Here is a 15,295-nt window from a genome sequence, read left to right as displayed (position 1 = left end):
TCCAGTAAATTTGATATCGTTAAGTGTAAAATGTAAACGTTTTTTTATTTTGTTTGAATTATAACAAACGAAGTAAATAAATGTCTATTTTTATTTTTGAATACCCTTAATTTTTAGAGGGTATTTTATTTAGATAACTTGATGGATATGTGGCGAGACCCCATCGCCATCAAGCTAATATTTAGAAGTGCCCCCAAAACGAAAATTGTAAATTTTTTGTTTTGGCCTAGTTTGATGCCAGTGTGGCGCTATATGAATAAACTCATAAAATTCCATGAATTTCAAGTTATTGGTATACTAGTATCTTTGAAAAAAAACCTGTTAAGTGTTTTTTGAGTCATTTTAACCTTGTTTTAAATTGTGCTGTATTAAACACTCTTAATATTATTGAATTTATTACAAAATTGTCACCTTTATGTAAGGTTATTAGATAGTTCTATCTTTATTTAAATGTAATAATAAATGCATAAGAAACGTCAATAATAAGTATTGTATAAAATTTATGTAGTTTACTATTAACAATCAACCATGGAGGAATTAATTGTGAAAGCCAATTTAGAGACCGTAAAAGAACATTTGAAAAACAATGAAGAAATCCTTTCTACAATTTATTGCACAATAAATTTTGGTTATATTAGTAGATCTGGAATCTTAGTTGCTACAAATAAAAAGCTATTGTTCTGTGCTGATGCTATGTTTGGAAAAGGACTTAAGTGGGAGTATGAATACACTGAAATTTCGAACTTCGGTGATACAAGAGGTCTAATTTTAGAGATATCTGCTCTTCCTGTTATCCAAAAATTAACAATGAATCATAAAGATGATTTTATTGTATTCTCTAATTTTTCAAGTCCATCAAAAGTGAACAAGTTTTTAGAATTGGTTCAATTAAAGCTTTAATTTCTAAAGAAATGTTGCAATGATTTTTTTAAGTTGATGGCGATGAGGTAGCACCACATTGCTATCAAGCCGACAATATAAAATTCCTCTAAAATGAAAAAATACGCTATTCTTTCTGTAGAATCATAGGAAAGGATGGCGTTTTTTATGTCTGTTTCTGTGTCTGACGAATTACAACTATTTGCTCAAGAGATTCAAAGTGCCCTATCTCCAAAGACCTTAAGGTCTGTTGCGCGAAGTGTTGGTTTTGTAAAGCGGATTAGTAAATATCAAGCACAAGATTTAGTCGCTTTATGTGTATGGATGAGTCAAAATGTCGCGACAACTTCTTTAGCTCAGCTATCTAGTTGTTTAGAGGCATCAACAGAAATACTTATCAGTCCTGAGGGACTGAATCAACGATTTAATCCAGCAGCTGTACAACTTTTACAACATATATTAGCTGAGCTCTTAAACAAAAAATTAACTTCATCTATATCAATTGCTTCTCCATGTACTTCAATTTTTAAGCGTATTCGTATTCTAGATTCTACGGCTTTTCAGCTTCCGAATATATTTTCTTCCGTTTATCCTGGTGCGGGAGGTTGCAGCCATACTGCAGGAATGAAAATTCAACTTGAGTATGATCTTTTAAGTGGGCGTTTTCTACATATTCATACAGGACCAGGGAAACAACATGATCGAACTTACGGTTCTCTTTGCGTACCCACTGTAAAAGAAGATGATTTGTGTATTCGGGATTTAGGCTATTTTCATCTGAAAGATCTTCAATATATACAGGATAAAAAGGCTTATTACATCTCACGTATCAAATCGAATACACGTATTTATCAAAAAAATCCCAATCCTACTTATTATCAAAATGGAAAACTAAAGAAGGGAACAGAATATAAACAGGTAGATATGGAGGTAGTAATGAATTCTCTTCAGCCAGGACAAACACATGAAATATCTGATGCTTATGTAGGAATGGTCGATAAAGTACTAGCTCGTGTCATTGTTCATCGACTTACAGCAGAACAGCAACAAAAAAGATTGCGGGATCAAGCTATACGAGAAAAAAAGAAAGGAATGAAGTATTCTCCCCGTAGCAAACGACTCAGTGGTATCAATGTATATATGACAAACACGCCTATAGAGATTGTCCCGATGGGACAAGTGCATGATTGGTATTCTTTACGTTGGCAAATCGAGATTTTATTTAAAACGTGGAAATCATTCTTTCATATTCACCATTGTAAAAAAATAAAACGAGAACGATTAGAATGCCATTTGTATGGGCAACTGATTGCCATTTTACTCTGTTCTTCTACTATGTTTCAAATGCGGCAATTACTTCTTATGAAAAAGAAACGAGAACTGAGTGAATATAAGGCCATATATATGATTAAAGATTACTTTCTTCTTCTTTTCCAAGCTATACAGAAAGACACCCAAGAGCTATCAAAGATTCTCATTCGCCTGTTCAAACTCTTACAGCAAAACGGGCGAAAATCTCATAGGTATGAGAAGAAAACAGTCTTTGATATATTAGGTGTCGTTTACAATTGTATCATGTCTGATAATCAAGCGGCTTAAATCAAAAAAATGAAACCCGTTAGGGTTTATTTCGTATGCAAATCTTTAAATTCCCTACACGTAGCCTTTAGAAAAAAGAAATAACCTCTACTATAATTGAAGTTGTATAAGCTTAGCTTGATAGCGATGTGGCGAGACCCCACATCCATCAACTTAAGAAAAAGAAACACCCCAAAAACAAAAAAATGAGATGACTTCTCAAAATAACTAACTGTAGAGAAAGAAAAATTTCATTTAGTGGGTACTTCAAAACCTTAGCTTGATGGCGATGGGGTCACCATATCAAAAAAAGAAAATTGTGCGTATAGACATATTTTTCAAGCGCTTCCTGTACGTTAAGGGACTCGTTATTTTTTTTACAGTTTTTTATTATGAAATTCTAAATAACTAATTATAATAGGTGAAAAAACGATCAATAGTTGGGTTATGGAAAGGATTCGAATTTACATTCTTTCTCAATACATATTATAGATAAATAAAGTAAAATATGGGTTGAGGTTATGTCTCGTGTTGTGTTAATCCTAACAATAACTAAGGGTACATAATATGCTTTCATACCTTTGAATAATTTTGTTATAGGAGGGATGGAGATTTAAATGGCTCAAATTGTTGGTATTGATAGATACCTTTGTACTGGGGCTTTAATCTATATGCGTGAGGGCCTTTCCCTAAGTCTTGTCAGGAAGTAAGGAACAGTAAGCAAACACTGATACAATATGAATAGAGAAGAGGAATGCCTTATGAAAATACGTAGTCAAATTACATGTGCAAGTCTGGCCCTTTTAATAGCTGGAAGTTCCCTGTTATATACAATACCAACCTCAATTGTAAAAGCAGAGCCCACTCAAAATGTATCTAGTTCGTTACAAACAAATACTCAACGAGATCATATTTCCGTCAAGCAAGCAATGCGGGATACATTGCAACTTGGATACCCGGGGATACTTGCTAAAACTTCTGAGGTTGGAAAAACGTGGGGGTATGCCACTGGAATAGCGGATCTGAGAACCAAGAAACCAATGAAAACAGATTTTCGCTTTCGCATTGGGAGTGTGACGAAGACGTTTACCGCAACAGTTGTACTTCAATTAGCTGGAGAGAATCGCCTGAATCTAGACGATTACATCGAAGACTGGTTGCCTGGTGTCATTCAAGGAAATGGATATGATGGTAACAAGATTACTATCCGGCATATATTGAACCATACAAGTGGTATCGCTGAATACTCAAGGTCAAAAGACGCTGATTTTACGGATACAAAAAAATCGTATACGGCTGAAGAGTTAGTGAAGATGGGGGTTTCTCTGCCTCCAGACTTTGCCCCAGGAAAGGGCTGGTCTTATTCAAACACAGGATACGTATTACTGGGCATTCTTATTGAAAAAGTAACCAGAAACAGCTATGCGGAAGAGATTGAAAATCGGATTATTGAACCACTTGAATTGTCGAATACATTCCTACCAGGCAACTCAAGTGTTATTGCAGGCACTAACCATGCCCGTGGATATGTCCAACCAGACGGAGCAAGCGAGCTAAAAGACGTTACTTATTATAACCCAAGTGCAGCTAGCTCTGCTGGAGATATGATTTCTACTGCTGACGACTTAAACAAATTCTTCTCTTACTTGCTCGGTGGCAAATTACTGAAGGAACAGCAACTAAAACAAATGCTTACTACAGTTCCTACAGGAAAAGAAGGAATCGATGGATATGGTCTTGGAATCTATGAAACTAAGCTTCCAAGCGGTGTCTCGATATGGGGACACACAGGTGGCATTCTAGGGTTTACAACTCTTGTTGGAGGTAAACTTGGGGGCAAGCATACGTTGGTCGTCAATTGGAATAGTTTGGGTAGAATTGATAGTCCTAATCCTTTTAAAAATATTTTACTTGCTGAATTTAGTAAGTAGGAAAAAAGGAAAAATTTATCGTAGTTTTCATAGTTAAAAATATACTTTTCTAGTTCAAAAGCCCTAACTTATTTTCAAGAAAAATTTAGGGCTTTTTTGTTTAGGTGGCGTTTATTCTTCTTAGGTTGATGGATGTGTATGGTGACCCCTGATTTCAAAATAATCATCCTTGTTTTATATTATTTTTATACGGTAAATCTCCCCTTTATTGAAACAGGTATCGCAAAGTTGTTTTTCTTTTGTCAACTGTTCGTTAAATTAAAATTTGCGGACAGTTAGAAAGGGCGTTACTATCCCCTGCTGTAGTTATTCTCGTACTGTAAAAAGATATGAAAGTCTAAACCATTTGGACAAGAAAGTTGACATTATTTTATAAACGATTCCCTCTATCATGTTAAATTTTCAATTAACTGCTAAAAATTGAATGTCAAGCAGTTAAATATACAAAAAGAATCAGGCAATTTTTGCCTGGTTCTTCTGAGCTAGATTTGAGGTTGGAGTTCATTAAATTTAGACGCGATCTCTTCTTTTTCTTTTTGTTCATCTTTTGGTGTATGCGTGAAACATACGGAAATATTCCTTGTACCAATAACCTTATGAGCATCTGGTAAAAGTTTTTCCGTTTTCGCTTTATTTTCTAAACTCCGTTTGTTTCCATTTATATCATTATTAAGGAAACTGCGAAAATAAATTTTTTCTTGTTCATTATCTTTACTGGTAGGATATGAATATGAACAAGCCAATCTATCTTTAAACTTAATACTAGCTTTTGTTGGAATAGCATTATGTAGAGCCTTGAAAAAATCTAGTGGTTTAAAAGGACCGTTTTTTGTATAATCAATTTCCAAGAACTCACAAAGGTCTTTGTATAAACTATCGTTTGGGCCTACTAATGGTAATGTAAATGACTTATATTTCCCTTTAACTTCATATTTTAATGGTAATTCCAAAAATTCTCTAGTTCCTCTTTTAAATAAGCCCAATGTATATACTTTATTTGTAATTTCATCATACTTTTTCTTATTATTTATATCTTTATAATCATGCTTGAAAATTGCACATATTTCTAAATTGTTTTTATAGCGTATTCCATTTACAACCTGGTAATCAATATCATGGCGTAACATATCTTCTGATAAAGAAAACAATCTTCCTAGTTTAATGGTTCCTCCCATGCTAATTCCCCTCTTCGTAAATTGAATATATTTATTTTTTTAGATGTGTACCTTCTTATTGTATGGTATAATTGGAGGATTTTTCAATACATGTGCTGCAACGCTTAGCAATGTTATCCATCCCCCCCACCCATTTTAGTAACTGAATAAGTACCAGTAACATAAATCTTGAAAAAGTGATTTATATAAGAACTAGACGTTATCTGTTCGTTAAGGTAGTAAAAAACCAAAAATTGAACTCTAAAATAAGAGTCTCTTTCCAGGTTTACACTTCAAATAATATAAGATTTTTATTTTTAATGTGTAATATTTACTCTACCGTCTTTGCAGGACTGAATTGATTGGTATGATTCTATGAATCCTATTGTTTCTGCCCATGTATATGTTGTAATTTAAAAGAAAAGATAAAAGTGAATATAATATTGAAATATTGTTCTACTTTCTGAATGTTTTCATCTGTAATTTCTTTTTTATTTACTCCAATCCAAGTAACGTTTCTCATATGTACTCTTCCTTACGTATCGCTGTCTTTTCCCCAATTTTATATCCACCAGTGTGACCTGTTTTTCGATGTGTTTCATAATCAACAAGTTGCATTCGTCCTGCTTCTTGATGATGATGCCATGTATAATTTTCTGGTACCTCACCTAGCTTGAACAACTCTATTTCTTCTTCTGTGAATTTTGCAGCTAACTTAGGGTCTTTCATTATTTTTTCGTATAATGCTTTACTACATATTCTATCATGTGTTGGTCTAGATTTTTTAAAATCAGCTTCTTTTAATTTAACTTCAGAAATAGCTTTAAAAAATAAGGAAATCATCTAAATCATACCGAATGCCTGTAACAGGATGTTTGTCTCCCGCTAACTCACCCATTCTTAACCTTATTGTCTTCGGGCCATTTGGACCTTCATAAGTATATGGAGCTACTTTCTGTAAGTACTGTTGAATTCTTCCAACTCCCAGATCTAACAATTTCAATTTCTATAGTTTTCACAGTAGCACCTCCTAAACAAAATGGTAAAAATTTATTGCGTTCACCATCACTTTGTTCTTCTTTACAATAAATTTAACCTATTAAGATTTAAAAATCATACAACAAAAGAGGGACTCGGTTTAGAATCACTCTTTTCACCTACCCCTTAACTTCATACCATTTATAATTGAGTTCTTCATCAAAATCACTTGTGACAATTCCTTTGACTGATGAATGTTGCAAGTAAGAACGGCCCATTCAATATTTTCTATTCAAATATGATAGAATAAAAATATATCCAAAACGGAGGGATAACAAATGAATTCAAACACAAAACAGTTTATTTATGATATCCAGCAAAGAAAAAACAATTATATAGAAAATGCTTTAATAGCAATACAACATCCTGAAAAAGAGCATTCTGAACAGGTCATTCAAAATATAGTAGAGAAGATGGATATGATGATTAGTTTAGTTACTACTTACATGGCTATTGAATCAGAATCTACAAAAGAATTAAAAGAGCTTCAGAAAGAACTTATTCATGCTCAAGCATATATTCAAAAACGGAAATTTGAAGAAACACAGAGATAAAACCCTGTGTTTTTACTTGGTGGACTATGACATTAATTTTTTATAAATTGGATTATTGTTTTGGCATAATCCATACAATTTGTTGAATGCGTACAATATATGGCGCCGTATCTTCAATGAGCAAATGATCTGGTTTCACATCTTTTAACTTTCCTCTTACATTACCTCTTACAGTTTCAATAACCACATGCTTACCAATTACTGATTGTAATGTCTGATATACGTAGGGATTAGATGTACTTACCATATGTTGTTCACTCAAGTCATTTCCTTTCGAATAACTCATTCTATAAGACTCCTTTCTAACTTGCATTCTTTCTCCTAATATATGATATAAATCTTATAAATATGCTAGAAGGATAATTCATTATAGGAACGGAAATAACATTTTAATAGGGTACGGTTTCTATTTCTACATTGCTAAAAAAATGATTTAAAAAGCTACTTTTACCAGTTAACAGGAGATGATAAAGGGATATTTTGAATGTACATCTAGTTTGTTCCTTTTAGCATATGTATGATTTTAAATACGCCCTTTATTAGAATAGTGCTCATACTTTTTTTGAGATTCTTTCGTAATACGTGCATTAAGTAAAATTGCTAACAATAAAAACACTCCATATTTTCCTCCTGTTGCTCCTATGATAATCACACTACTACAAACAAGTATAATTAATAGGATAAACGAAACTGAATAAATACGGTCATAATTCTTTGACATCTTTTCGTATTTTATGCGTTCTTTCCTTGCATCCATCTAAATTCCTCCTTTAAATTATCCATTTCACTATCAAATAAATCTCGCCCTTAAAAAGGAAACAATATATCGTTATATAAATTAGTTTGTTTTTTTATTAACTAATTTATATAACGTAAAAAGAAATCCTACCAATATTAAGCTTTCCACCATGATAATCCCGACCCTCTCCTTCCTTTTAGCCCCAACACATCAAATAAAAGTTGCAGCAAACAAAAAGGATCCTCTCTTCTCGCTTCTTTAATTCATTACTTAATTCTTTTGTTAACATTTTTTTCATGTGTGCACTCCTTCTTATTGCTTAATTTACTATTTGTATGTAAATAAAATTTAAAATGGTTTCCTGTTCTGGAAACCATTTTTTTGTAGTTGACCATATAGTGTTACCAGTTCGTTTATCAATTTTACGTAAAGAAGATAAACAATTACTATACACTGTCTCATTAGATGTAAGAAACTCTTAAAGATAGCAGTTAAATTGATTGTTTTTTCTTCACCTTGACATTTATTACAAAAAATGTTATTATTAAAATGAATTATTTTTGTTCGGTGTAAAGGATTTGTAACTTTTCACCTTTATGATCACTGAGAGCAAGGATAGTATTACATTGTGTGTGTTTACACACTAGGAGGCAATACAAATGGAAAAAGGTAATGTAAAATGGTTTAATGGCGAAAAAGGCTTCGGATTCATCGAACGTGAAGGTGGAGACGATGTATTCGTTCATTTCTCAGCGATTCAAGGCGAAGGTTATAAAACTTTAGAAGAAGGTCAAGCAGTGACTTTTGATTTGGAACAAGGTCAACGTGGACCTCAAGCTTCAAACGTACGTAAAGCTTCTTAATTTTACAAAGCAGGGAAGGCAGGCTCTTTTATGGGAGTCTGCTTTTCTTTTTTCTGTGAAACTATTTTGAGAAGTCAGCTCATTTTTTGTTTTGGGGGTGTTTACATTCCTTAAATTGATGGGCATGGGGTACCACCACATCGCTATCAAGCTAACTAGAGAAAATACCCCCTAAAAAGAAAAAGGCGTTATTCTTTCTGAGAAATCATAGGAAAGGATAACGTCTTTTTATCAATATGGGGTATAGCCGAGATACGTGTAAAAATAGGGCATAGACTTACGTTTATTTCCAATTACGTTTGAAATCAGCTATTATATTTTCATAAAATTACAGCTTAGATGATATTTAGCTAATTGTCTAAAGAAAATGTATGCATAGCTTTGCTGTGTATTTTATCAATGTAGTTTTTGGATAATATTTGGTCAAGTTGATACTAATACCCTCGATAAACGAAAGAAAATTAAGAGTGTTCCGAGAAAAAGCAATTAAAGAATACTCTTAATTTATTTAATTGAGTTATCCTTTCATACAAAAATCTGATTATTTATTTAATTGGCATTCCATTAAAATGCTCATTTACAGAAGAACATTATTCAAGTGAAGCCCTCTATAATTCAATTACAACACCTTGAAAGTTTATGATACTATCCTGATCACACTTTTTATATTTAATGTTTTAAGAAAAAAAGCTATACTATAAGCGAAACTAAAAATCAGAAAGGAAATACCAGAACATGGAAAACTATTTGCTATTTATCCTTACAGCACTCCTTATTATAATGATGCCTGGTCCTGGTTTTGCTTTAGTTACAAAAAACACTATCTCTCATGGTAGAAATGGTGGGATAAAGACCGTCTTAGGAACGGTATCTGGAATGATGATTCATACAATAATGGCTACACTAGGACTCTCTGCTATCTTAATGAAATTTGCTATGCTATTTACATTAATAAAATATGCTGGGGCATTTTATTTAATTTATTTAGCTGTAAAGTCAATTAAAAGTGCCTTTTCTAAAAAAGAAGATATGTCAGGTTCAGTGGAAATAAACTCTAAGGATATTGGAACGGTCAAAGGTTTTAGACAAGGATTTACCACGGCAATCTTAAACCCAAAAACGGCTGTATTTTTCCTTAGTTTTCTACCCCAATTTATTGTGAGTAATCAAAGTCATTTCTTCCAATTTCTTTTGTTGGGACTCACATTTACGACTTTGACAGCAATATGGTATTTACTTTATATCTCTCTAATACGTCAATTAAGAACTTTTTTAAGAAAAGAAAAAGTGAACCGTACAATAGAGGGTATTACTGGCACAGTATTATTAGTATTTGGAGTTAGGCTATTTTTCCAAAAATAAATATGTAATAGAGAGATTTTAAAACTTTCAGTTTTTCCAATAAATGAATCAATATAAAAAGTATGGCTTTCAAACAGTAAAAAAGTTAACAAGCGGTTGGGTTTTGTGGAATAAGCTTCAATAAAATAACCAAACTTTTTATAAAGAAGTGAATCGATTATATTAAATAAGAACATGTTTTAATTAACATGTTCTTATTATTTGCCTCTATATCATGATGGTTGTTTTTGGGCCGCGATGGTATTATTACGAAAAACGCTCCAATCGAACAGGGCCTAGTTTCGGCAACTTTATTTTGTTCCCTACAACGGCAATGTTTTTATTTGTTTGTTTTGTGGTATAAGATTGTACGTTGTTCTTCTTAGATTTAAAGCGCGGTGCGCTGTTTTGTTTTTTGAAAAAGCGCGTATAAGCATCCGCAAGGTTGCGAACAGACGACTGAATCGCAATAATATCCACTTCTTTTAGCCAAACCAGCTCTTTCTTCATGGCAGGTAGTTTGGCAGAGCATATACCATAGGTCAAGCCTTTTCCTGTCTCTTTGTATGCGTGATCCCATAAGGCTAGGAAATGATTGAATACAAAACGAGAACACCCAATCGTTTTGTTGATTAGAATTACTTGTTCTTGATTTGAATAGATACGAAACTTATAGGCTTTATTCATCATTATTTAATTCACCTCCATTTCGTTATATGACTATTACACACCAAACATACATTCGATAGTTAGTGGAGTAATACTTTCTATATGTCGAACATTTAAGATGGCTTCCTGCCATCCCTTGTTCGAAGCCAATTCATCTCCCACCTACTCACTGGGCTGTGACCCTTCACGCTCCTTGAGGAAGGAGTCTTCTTGGCTAAAATGACAAAAAAGTTGAGGATTCCCCCAACTTTTTTATACATTTATTGTCTTATTAATCCTGTAGATGTAACCTGATATGTTCTTTTCTTTCCTATATATTCCTGTTTTCCATTCTCAAGGTTAGTTAAAGTCGCTCTTGTTTTTTCCTTAGCTGCATCCCCTTCTATATGAGTAAATTCTATATAATCTCCCACTTTTATAGGTACTGTTTGGGTTTCAGCATTTTGTTGTCTATTTCCCATGATTTCTTTATTGTACATAACGCTACCAGACGAGTTCTGGACTTTAATACTTGCATANTTTGATTTTCAGCTCTTCTGCTGTTTGATTATAATCTACTTTTGCAATTTCTCGATCACTATATCCTTTTAATGACCATGTAAATTGTTTTCCATCTAGAATTGTTGTCTCTGGCATTTTTTCTACTTTCTTTAAGCCCTCTTTTGTAACCTGGTATCTTGCTGTCTTTCCAATAGTTTCATTTTTGTTATTTTCAAGATTCATTAATGTTGCGCGTGTTTTTTCCTTTACAGCGTCTCCTTCTATATGAGTTAATTCAATGTAATCTCCCACTTTTACGGGCACTGTTTGGGTTTCAGCATTTTGTTGTCTATTTCCTATGATTTCCTTATTGTACATAACGCTACCAGACGAGTTCTGGACTTTAATACTTGCATATGTACTATTGAAGTAAGAATGCGGTACACCAGCTTCTAATTTAATTTTCAGCTCTTCTGCCGCTTTATTATAATCCATCTTTGCAATTTCTCGATCACTATATCCTTTTAGGGACCATGTAAATTGATTTCCGTCTAAAATTGTTGCTTCTGGCATTTTTTCTACTTTCTTCAAGCCTTCTTGTGTGACTTCATACATTGCTTTTTTTCCAAAGCTTTCTTGTTTACTGTTGTCTAAATTTGTGAAATTCGCTCTATGTACACCTTCAAGATGTGTTAATTCAATATAATCTCCTACTTTCACTGGAACTTTTTGCGATTCAGCATTTTGTTGTTTGTTTCCATAAATGTCATTATTATATACTACTTTTCCTGATGCATTTTGTACTTTAATACTCGCATACGTTTCATTAAAATAATGATGCGGTACGCCTGCTTTTAAGTCAATTTGCATTTCTTCTGTCGACTTATTGAAATTGATTTTTGCAAACTCAAAATCACTAATTCCTTTTAGGGACCATGCAAATCGATTCCCTACTAAAATATCAGAATTTCCATTTGTAATTCCTACTTTTTTCTCTACAGTTCGATCAAATATATCTGTTAATGTAATTTTAGCAAAAGCTGTTTGAGGCAATTGCATAGTTTGACTTACCTCAGTTTGGTAGGACTTAATATTATCAATTACTTTTAAAGGTTGTCCCATTAACTTTTCATTGTCATAGATTTCAATTTTCCCTTTAAACTGTGGAGTACTTTGTTCTTTCAATTTCCATGAAACATTTAATTTTCCAGCTTCAAAGCGAGTATTTTGGATATCAAAATCTAAATTTCCCATTTCTGGTTGACTAAGCTGATTTATATTAAAAGTTTTTCCAGTACCAATAGTTGATTGAGTATTTCCTCCTGCCCTAACCCATAGATATTCTGAAGTTGCTCCTCCATCGTATTGATAGGACGTATCATGTTGCCCAGAGATACGCTGATTATTCCAAGAATTCCATTGTTTATCTGAAACTTTTCTGCTGTATCCATTTTTAAGACGTGCTTCTCTTACATCTTGTCCATTACCAGCCCAGTCCTCTTGAAACATCGATAAACCATAGTTAAATGCAACATTCGCAACTGGATGATCCATAATAGCAACTAACTTCCATTGATTTAATGTATTATCTTTTATCCACTGGCCAAACTTTGTATGGCCATCTTCTTGCCAAGAGCGTAGAGTCATTCTATACCATTCACTATCTTTCCAATTATAAGTTGTTTGTACCTTCAGACCTGTTCCTTCTCCACCAAATCTGCTGGCTTCTGAAGTCGGCGATAAATATTCAGCTTTTATTGCTTGGTTTGATGCTATTGGATCCCAAAGTGCAAAGTGAAGGGTACGTTTACCGAATTGATCAAAACCACTTTGTTGTTGGAAGCCCGCATAACCACCACCCTCCCCTCCCTGATTCCAGTTATGCACAGCCCAATACGTATAAGGTGCTGTTTGGACTGGTGACCAGTCTATACTAATAATATCTGAAGCAGCAGTATTTTGTGGTGTTACATAAACTGATGGGGCATGCGATCGGGTTGCTGCCTCTGTACTAGAAATTGGTGCTCCATACATTGACAACATGGTACAAGCCGTTGAAACCATAACAATTCTTTTTATTTTTCCCCTTGTTTTTACTTTAAACATAACTTCCTATCTCCTTTTAAATTATTTTAGTTACATTGAATAATAACCCTATATATCCCTTTAAACAAATTAGGTAATAAAGTAACATTAGCTCTAAAATCTAAATATATTTAATGTTTTTTACACTGCTATTATTAATCAAATTATAGTATTTTGTATTAAAATCATATGATTTAGGGCTAAATATAAAGTGAAAATTTTATAAAATTTCATAAATATGTAGTTTTAGATATTTATGATGAAAGACCCACTAAATAACTTAATTGATTTTATAAAAGATTTCCTTTCGTTATTGATTACACTATTAAACCCAGAATTGTTTACTAGAAAAATGTTATGTAAACTTCGGTTTGCCGATTAGACAAAATAGTTTATCAATTTGCTGATATCTTATCATTATTTAGAAAGAGCCTACTTAAAAACGTAGACTCCTTTAGGTATCTATACATTACATATATAACAAACATAAAAAAATAACATCGCATTCTTCTGTTAGTTTATTTAATATTTAATGACATAGATAATGTATTCCAAGGTGCATTTGTAGATGTATTTTGATATTTAAATTGCCCATTTTGCTGTCCTGAAGCATCCCATTTATATTCCCATCCATCCACTGTTCTATCCCCATTTATATCAATCATCTTAGAATCTACTTTTTTTAGTTTTTGACCACTCATTTGAGCAATTGGATTTCTACCATATCCCATTTCATTTGTATAAATGTATAAATAGCTCCCTCCATGATCTTTAACTGTACTTAAATTATTAGGACCAATAAATTCAACCCCGCCTAATTGAGATTCAACTTTTACCACATTTAATGATGTTAATGGTGGTGCAGGTGCTGCGGATACATCAGTCGCTAAGCCAACTGTTGCTCCCACTACTAATGATGAAACTCCTAAAATCATTCTTTTTAGCATATACTCATCCCCTTTATATTTAATACAAATTGATTCTATCATACTAAATTCATACCTTTCCTTCTCTATGAAAGAATTAACAAAAAGTACCTATTTACATATGAAATTGTGCATATTCATTGCATTTTTACTATTTACACTTATTACTAATCCTACTACAGCATAATTGCTTCTCTATCTTGATTGACTTAATACATTTTGCCTTATTTCAAGCTGTTTTTTGTAAGAGCTAATAAATGCTGTGTAGTTCGGTGTTTTAACAAATAAAGAATAGAGTTGCAAATCCAACTCTATTTAAGTCGGCTTTTCCTCTAGCATTATAAACAAGATCCACCACTTGCATCAATTAACTCACCAGTTATCCAACGACTGTCTGATGAAGAAAGAAAACCTACAATATCAGCTATATCATTAGGTTCTCCCCACCTAGTGAACTACCCGCCACTTAACGCCCTAACGGACTGTTTGAAGTGGGGGCTTCTCGGTTAGTCGTTACTTTTGGTAGCTAACGAATTCGTCCTAAGACAGCCGAGCTAACTCCCTTGTTCCAAGGGTTATTTTATTGCTATCTATGCTAACGCCAATAGGCGTATTGCTTCATTTTTAATATTGATAGCTGCGTTATAATCTCTATCGAGATTTACACCGCATATACAAGAATAGACTCGCTCAGACAATGACATATTTTTCACATTTCCACAACTGCTACATGTTTTTGTGGAAGGAAACCATTTGTCTATTTTCACTAGCTGTTTGCCTTGTTCATTTAGTTTATAAGCTAAGAAAGAAGTGAACATACCCCAAGCATTATCAGCGACGCTTTTTCCAAAATGAAGTGCTTGCGATATTCCCTTCATATTTAGATCTTCAATAGCTACAACATCAAAATGAGTAGCTAACTCTTTAGACTTATGATGAAGGAAGTTCTTACGTTGGTTTGCTACTTTTTCATGCAGCTTAGCTACACGGATACGTTGTTTATTCCAACGCCCTGAACCTTTTGTACGTCTTGATAATACTCGTTGAGCCTTTGCTAA

Annotated in this window: 11 protein-coding genes and 5 pseudogenes; 6 read left to right on the top strand and 10 right to left on the bottom strand. The window is 33.2% G+C overall.

All coding sequences use genetic code 11. The features are described from left to right. The first annotated feature begins 543 nt into the window (after window positions 1-543). From BAQ53_RS04585 to BAQ53_RS04575, 3 genes are all read left to right on the top strand, one after another. Complete coding sequence (locus BAQ53_RS04585) at window positions 544-900, top strand: PH domain-containing protein (RefSeq protein ID WP_208906530.1); 357 nt, start codon at window positions 544-546, stop codon at window positions 898-900. A 147-nt stretch (window positions 901-1,047) separates the two neighbouring features. Then, a complete protein-coding gene (locus tag BAQ53_RS04580; RefSeq protein WP_208906529.1) occupies window positions 1,048-2,478 on the top strand; it encodes an IS4 family transposase in 1,431 nt (476 codons plus the stop codon). Between the two features lie 740 nt (window positions 2,479-3,218). After that, on the top strand, window positions 3,219-4,388 hold the full coding sequence (locus tag BAQ53_RS04575; protein WP_208906528.1) for a serine hydrolase domain-containing protein: 1,170 nt from the start codon (window positions 3,219-3,221) through the stop codon (window positions 4,386-4,388). A gap of 482 nt (window positions 4,389-4,870) precedes the next feature. Here BAQ53_RS04575 and BAQ53_RS04570 read toward each other — a convergent pair whose 3' ends face one another. The 3 genes and pseudogenes from BAQ53_RS04570 to BAQ53_RS04560 form a co-directional block, all read right to left on the bottom strand. Further along, the gene (locus BAQ53_RS04570) at window positions 4,871-5,563 is read right to left on the bottom strand and encodes a DUF6037 family protein (protein WP_000509528.1); all 693 of its coding nucleotides are present in this window, start codon (window positions 5,561-5,563) and stop codon (window positions 4,871-4,873) included. 400 nt (window positions 5,564-5,963) lie between these two features. Then, window positions 5,964-6,065, bottom strand: a pseudogene (locus BAQ53_RS26155) (SMI1/KNR4 family protein); the annotation flags it as partial. Between the two features lie 12 nt (window positions 6,066-6,077). Next, window positions 6,078-6,527 (bottom strand): annotated as a pseudogene (locus BAQ53_RS04560) (HNH endonuclease); the annotation flags it as partial. A 331-nt stretch (window positions 6,528-6,858) separates the two neighbouring features. Here BAQ53_RS04560 and BAQ53_RS04555 point away from each other — a divergent pair. Continuing rightward, complete coding sequence (locus tag BAQ53_RS04555) at window positions 6,859-7,134, top strand: hypothetical protein (protein ID WP_109140934.1); 276 nt, start codon at window positions 6,859-6,861, stop codon at window positions 7,132-7,134. Between the two features lie 52 nt (window positions 7,135-7,186). On the opposite strand, the gene BAQ53_RS04550 is transcribed toward BAQ53_RS04555, so the two are convergent. Together BAQ53_RS04550 and BAQ53_RS04545 are read right to left on the bottom strand one after the other, a co-directional pair. Then, entirely contained in the window at window positions 7,187-7,420 is a 234-nt protein-coding gene (locus BAQ53_RS04550; protein ID WP_208906526.1) for a YuzF family protein, read from the bottom strand. A 237-nt stretch (window positions 7,421-7,657) separates the two neighbouring features. Further along, window positions 7,658-7,891, bottom strand: a complete 234-nt coding sequence (locus BAQ53_RS04545) for a hypothetical protein (protein WP_000340038.1) — start codon at window positions 7,889-7,891, stop codon at window positions 7,658-7,660. A 641-nt stretch (window positions 7,892-8,532) separates the two neighbouring features. Between BAQ53_RS04545 and BAQ53_RS04540 the strand changes: the two genes are divergently transcribed. Both BAQ53_RS04540 and BAQ53_RS04535 read left to right on the top strand, forming a co-directional pair. Further along, window positions 8,533-8,736: a cold-shock protein gene (locus tag BAQ53_RS04540; RefSeq protein ID WP_000410775.1), complete on the top strand. Its 204-nt coding sequence runs from the start codon at window positions 8,533-8,535 to the stop codon at window positions 8,734-8,736. A 735-nt stretch (window positions 8,737-9,471) separates the two neighbouring features. Further along, window positions 9,472-10,098, top strand: coding sequence for a LysE family translocator (locus BAQ53_RS04535; RefSeq protein WP_000432976.1), 627 nt, complete (start codon window positions 9,472-9,474; stop codon window positions 10,096-10,098). Between the two features lie 255 nt (window positions 10,099-10,353). On the opposite strand, the pseudogene BAQ53_RS04530 reads toward BAQ53_RS04535, so the two are convergent. The 5 genes and pseudogenes from BAQ53_RS04530 to BAQ53_RS04510 form a co-directional block, all read right to left on the bottom strand. Then, window positions 10,354-10,767 (bottom strand): annotated as a pseudogene (locus BAQ53_RS04530) (helix-turn-helix domain-containing protein); the annotation flags it as partial. A gap of 239 nt (window positions 10,768-11,006) precedes the next feature. Continuing rightward, window positions 11,007-13,332, bottom strand: a pseudogene (locus BAQ53_RS04525) (putative mucin/carbohydrate-binding domain-containing protein). Window positions 13,333-13,829: 497 nt separating this feature from the next. Next, a complete protein-coding gene (locus BAQ53_RS04520; RefSeq protein WP_208906525.1) occupies window positions 13,830-14,258 on the bottom strand; it encodes a DUF4879 domain-containing protein in 429 nt (142 codons plus the stop codon). Window positions 14,259-14,575: 317 nt separating this feature from the next. Then, window positions 14,576-14,692 (bottom strand): annotated as a pseudogene (locus BAQ53_RS04515) (short-chain dehydrogenase); the annotation flags it as partial. 135 nt (window positions 14,693-14,827) lie between these two features. Then, the coding region (locus BAQ53_RS04510) for an RNA-guided endonuclease InsQ/TnpB family protein (protein ID WP_141533799.1) at window positions 14,828-15,295 on the bottom strand (468 nt) is incomplete at its 5' end.

This window comes from Bacillus sp. B25(2016b) (assembly GCF_001679765.1).
GTDB lineage: Bacteria > Bacillota > Bacilli > Bacillales > Bacillaceae_G > Bacillus_A > Bacillus_A thuringiensis_K.
The sequence above is the reverse complement of the archived record's forward strand: the minus strand, read 5'-3'. Positions and strand labels throughout refer to the sequence as shown.

What these genes read in the sequence shown, in the direction of transcription:
- BAQ53_RS04570 (WP_000509528.1), bottom strand. Translation starts at nt 5,563, where the DNA reads ATGGGAGGAACCATTAAACTAGGAAGATTGTTTTCTTTATCAGAAGAT.
- BAQ53_RS04580 (WP_208906529.1), top strand. Translation starts at nt 1,048, where the DNA reads ATGTCTGTTTCTGTGTCTGACGAATTACAACTATTTGCTCAAGAGATT.
- BAQ53_RS04540 (WP_000410775.1), top strand. Translation starts at nt 8,533, where the DNA reads ATGGAAAAAGGTAATGTAAAATGGTTTAATGGCGAAAAAGGCTTCGGA.
- BAQ53_RS04555 (WP_109140934.1), top strand. Translation starts at nt 6,859, where the DNA reads ATGAATTCAAACACAAAACAGTTTATTTATGATATCCAGCAAAGAAAA.
- BAQ53_RS04550 (WP_208906526.1), bottom strand. Translation starts at nt 7,420, where the DNA reads ATGAGTTATTCGAAAGGAAATGACTTGAGTGAACAACATATGGTAAGT.
- BAQ53_RS04575 (WP_208906528.1), top strand. Translation starts at nt 3,219, where the DNA reads ATGAAAATACGTAGTCAAATTACATGTGCAAGTCTGGCCCTTTTAATA.
- BAQ53_RS04535 (WP_000432976.1), top strand. Translation starts at nt 9,472, where the DNA reads ATGGAAAACTATTTGCTATTTATCCTTACAGCACTCCTTATTATAATG.
- BAQ53_RS04520 (WP_208906525.1), bottom strand. Translation starts at nt 14,258, where the DNA reads ATGCTAAAAAGAATGATTTTAGGAGTTTCATCATTAGTAGTGGGAGCA.
- BAQ53_RS04545 (WP_000340038.1), bottom strand. Translation starts at nt 7,891, where the DNA reads ATGGATGCAAGGAAAGAACGCATAAAATACGAAAAGATGTCAAAGAAT.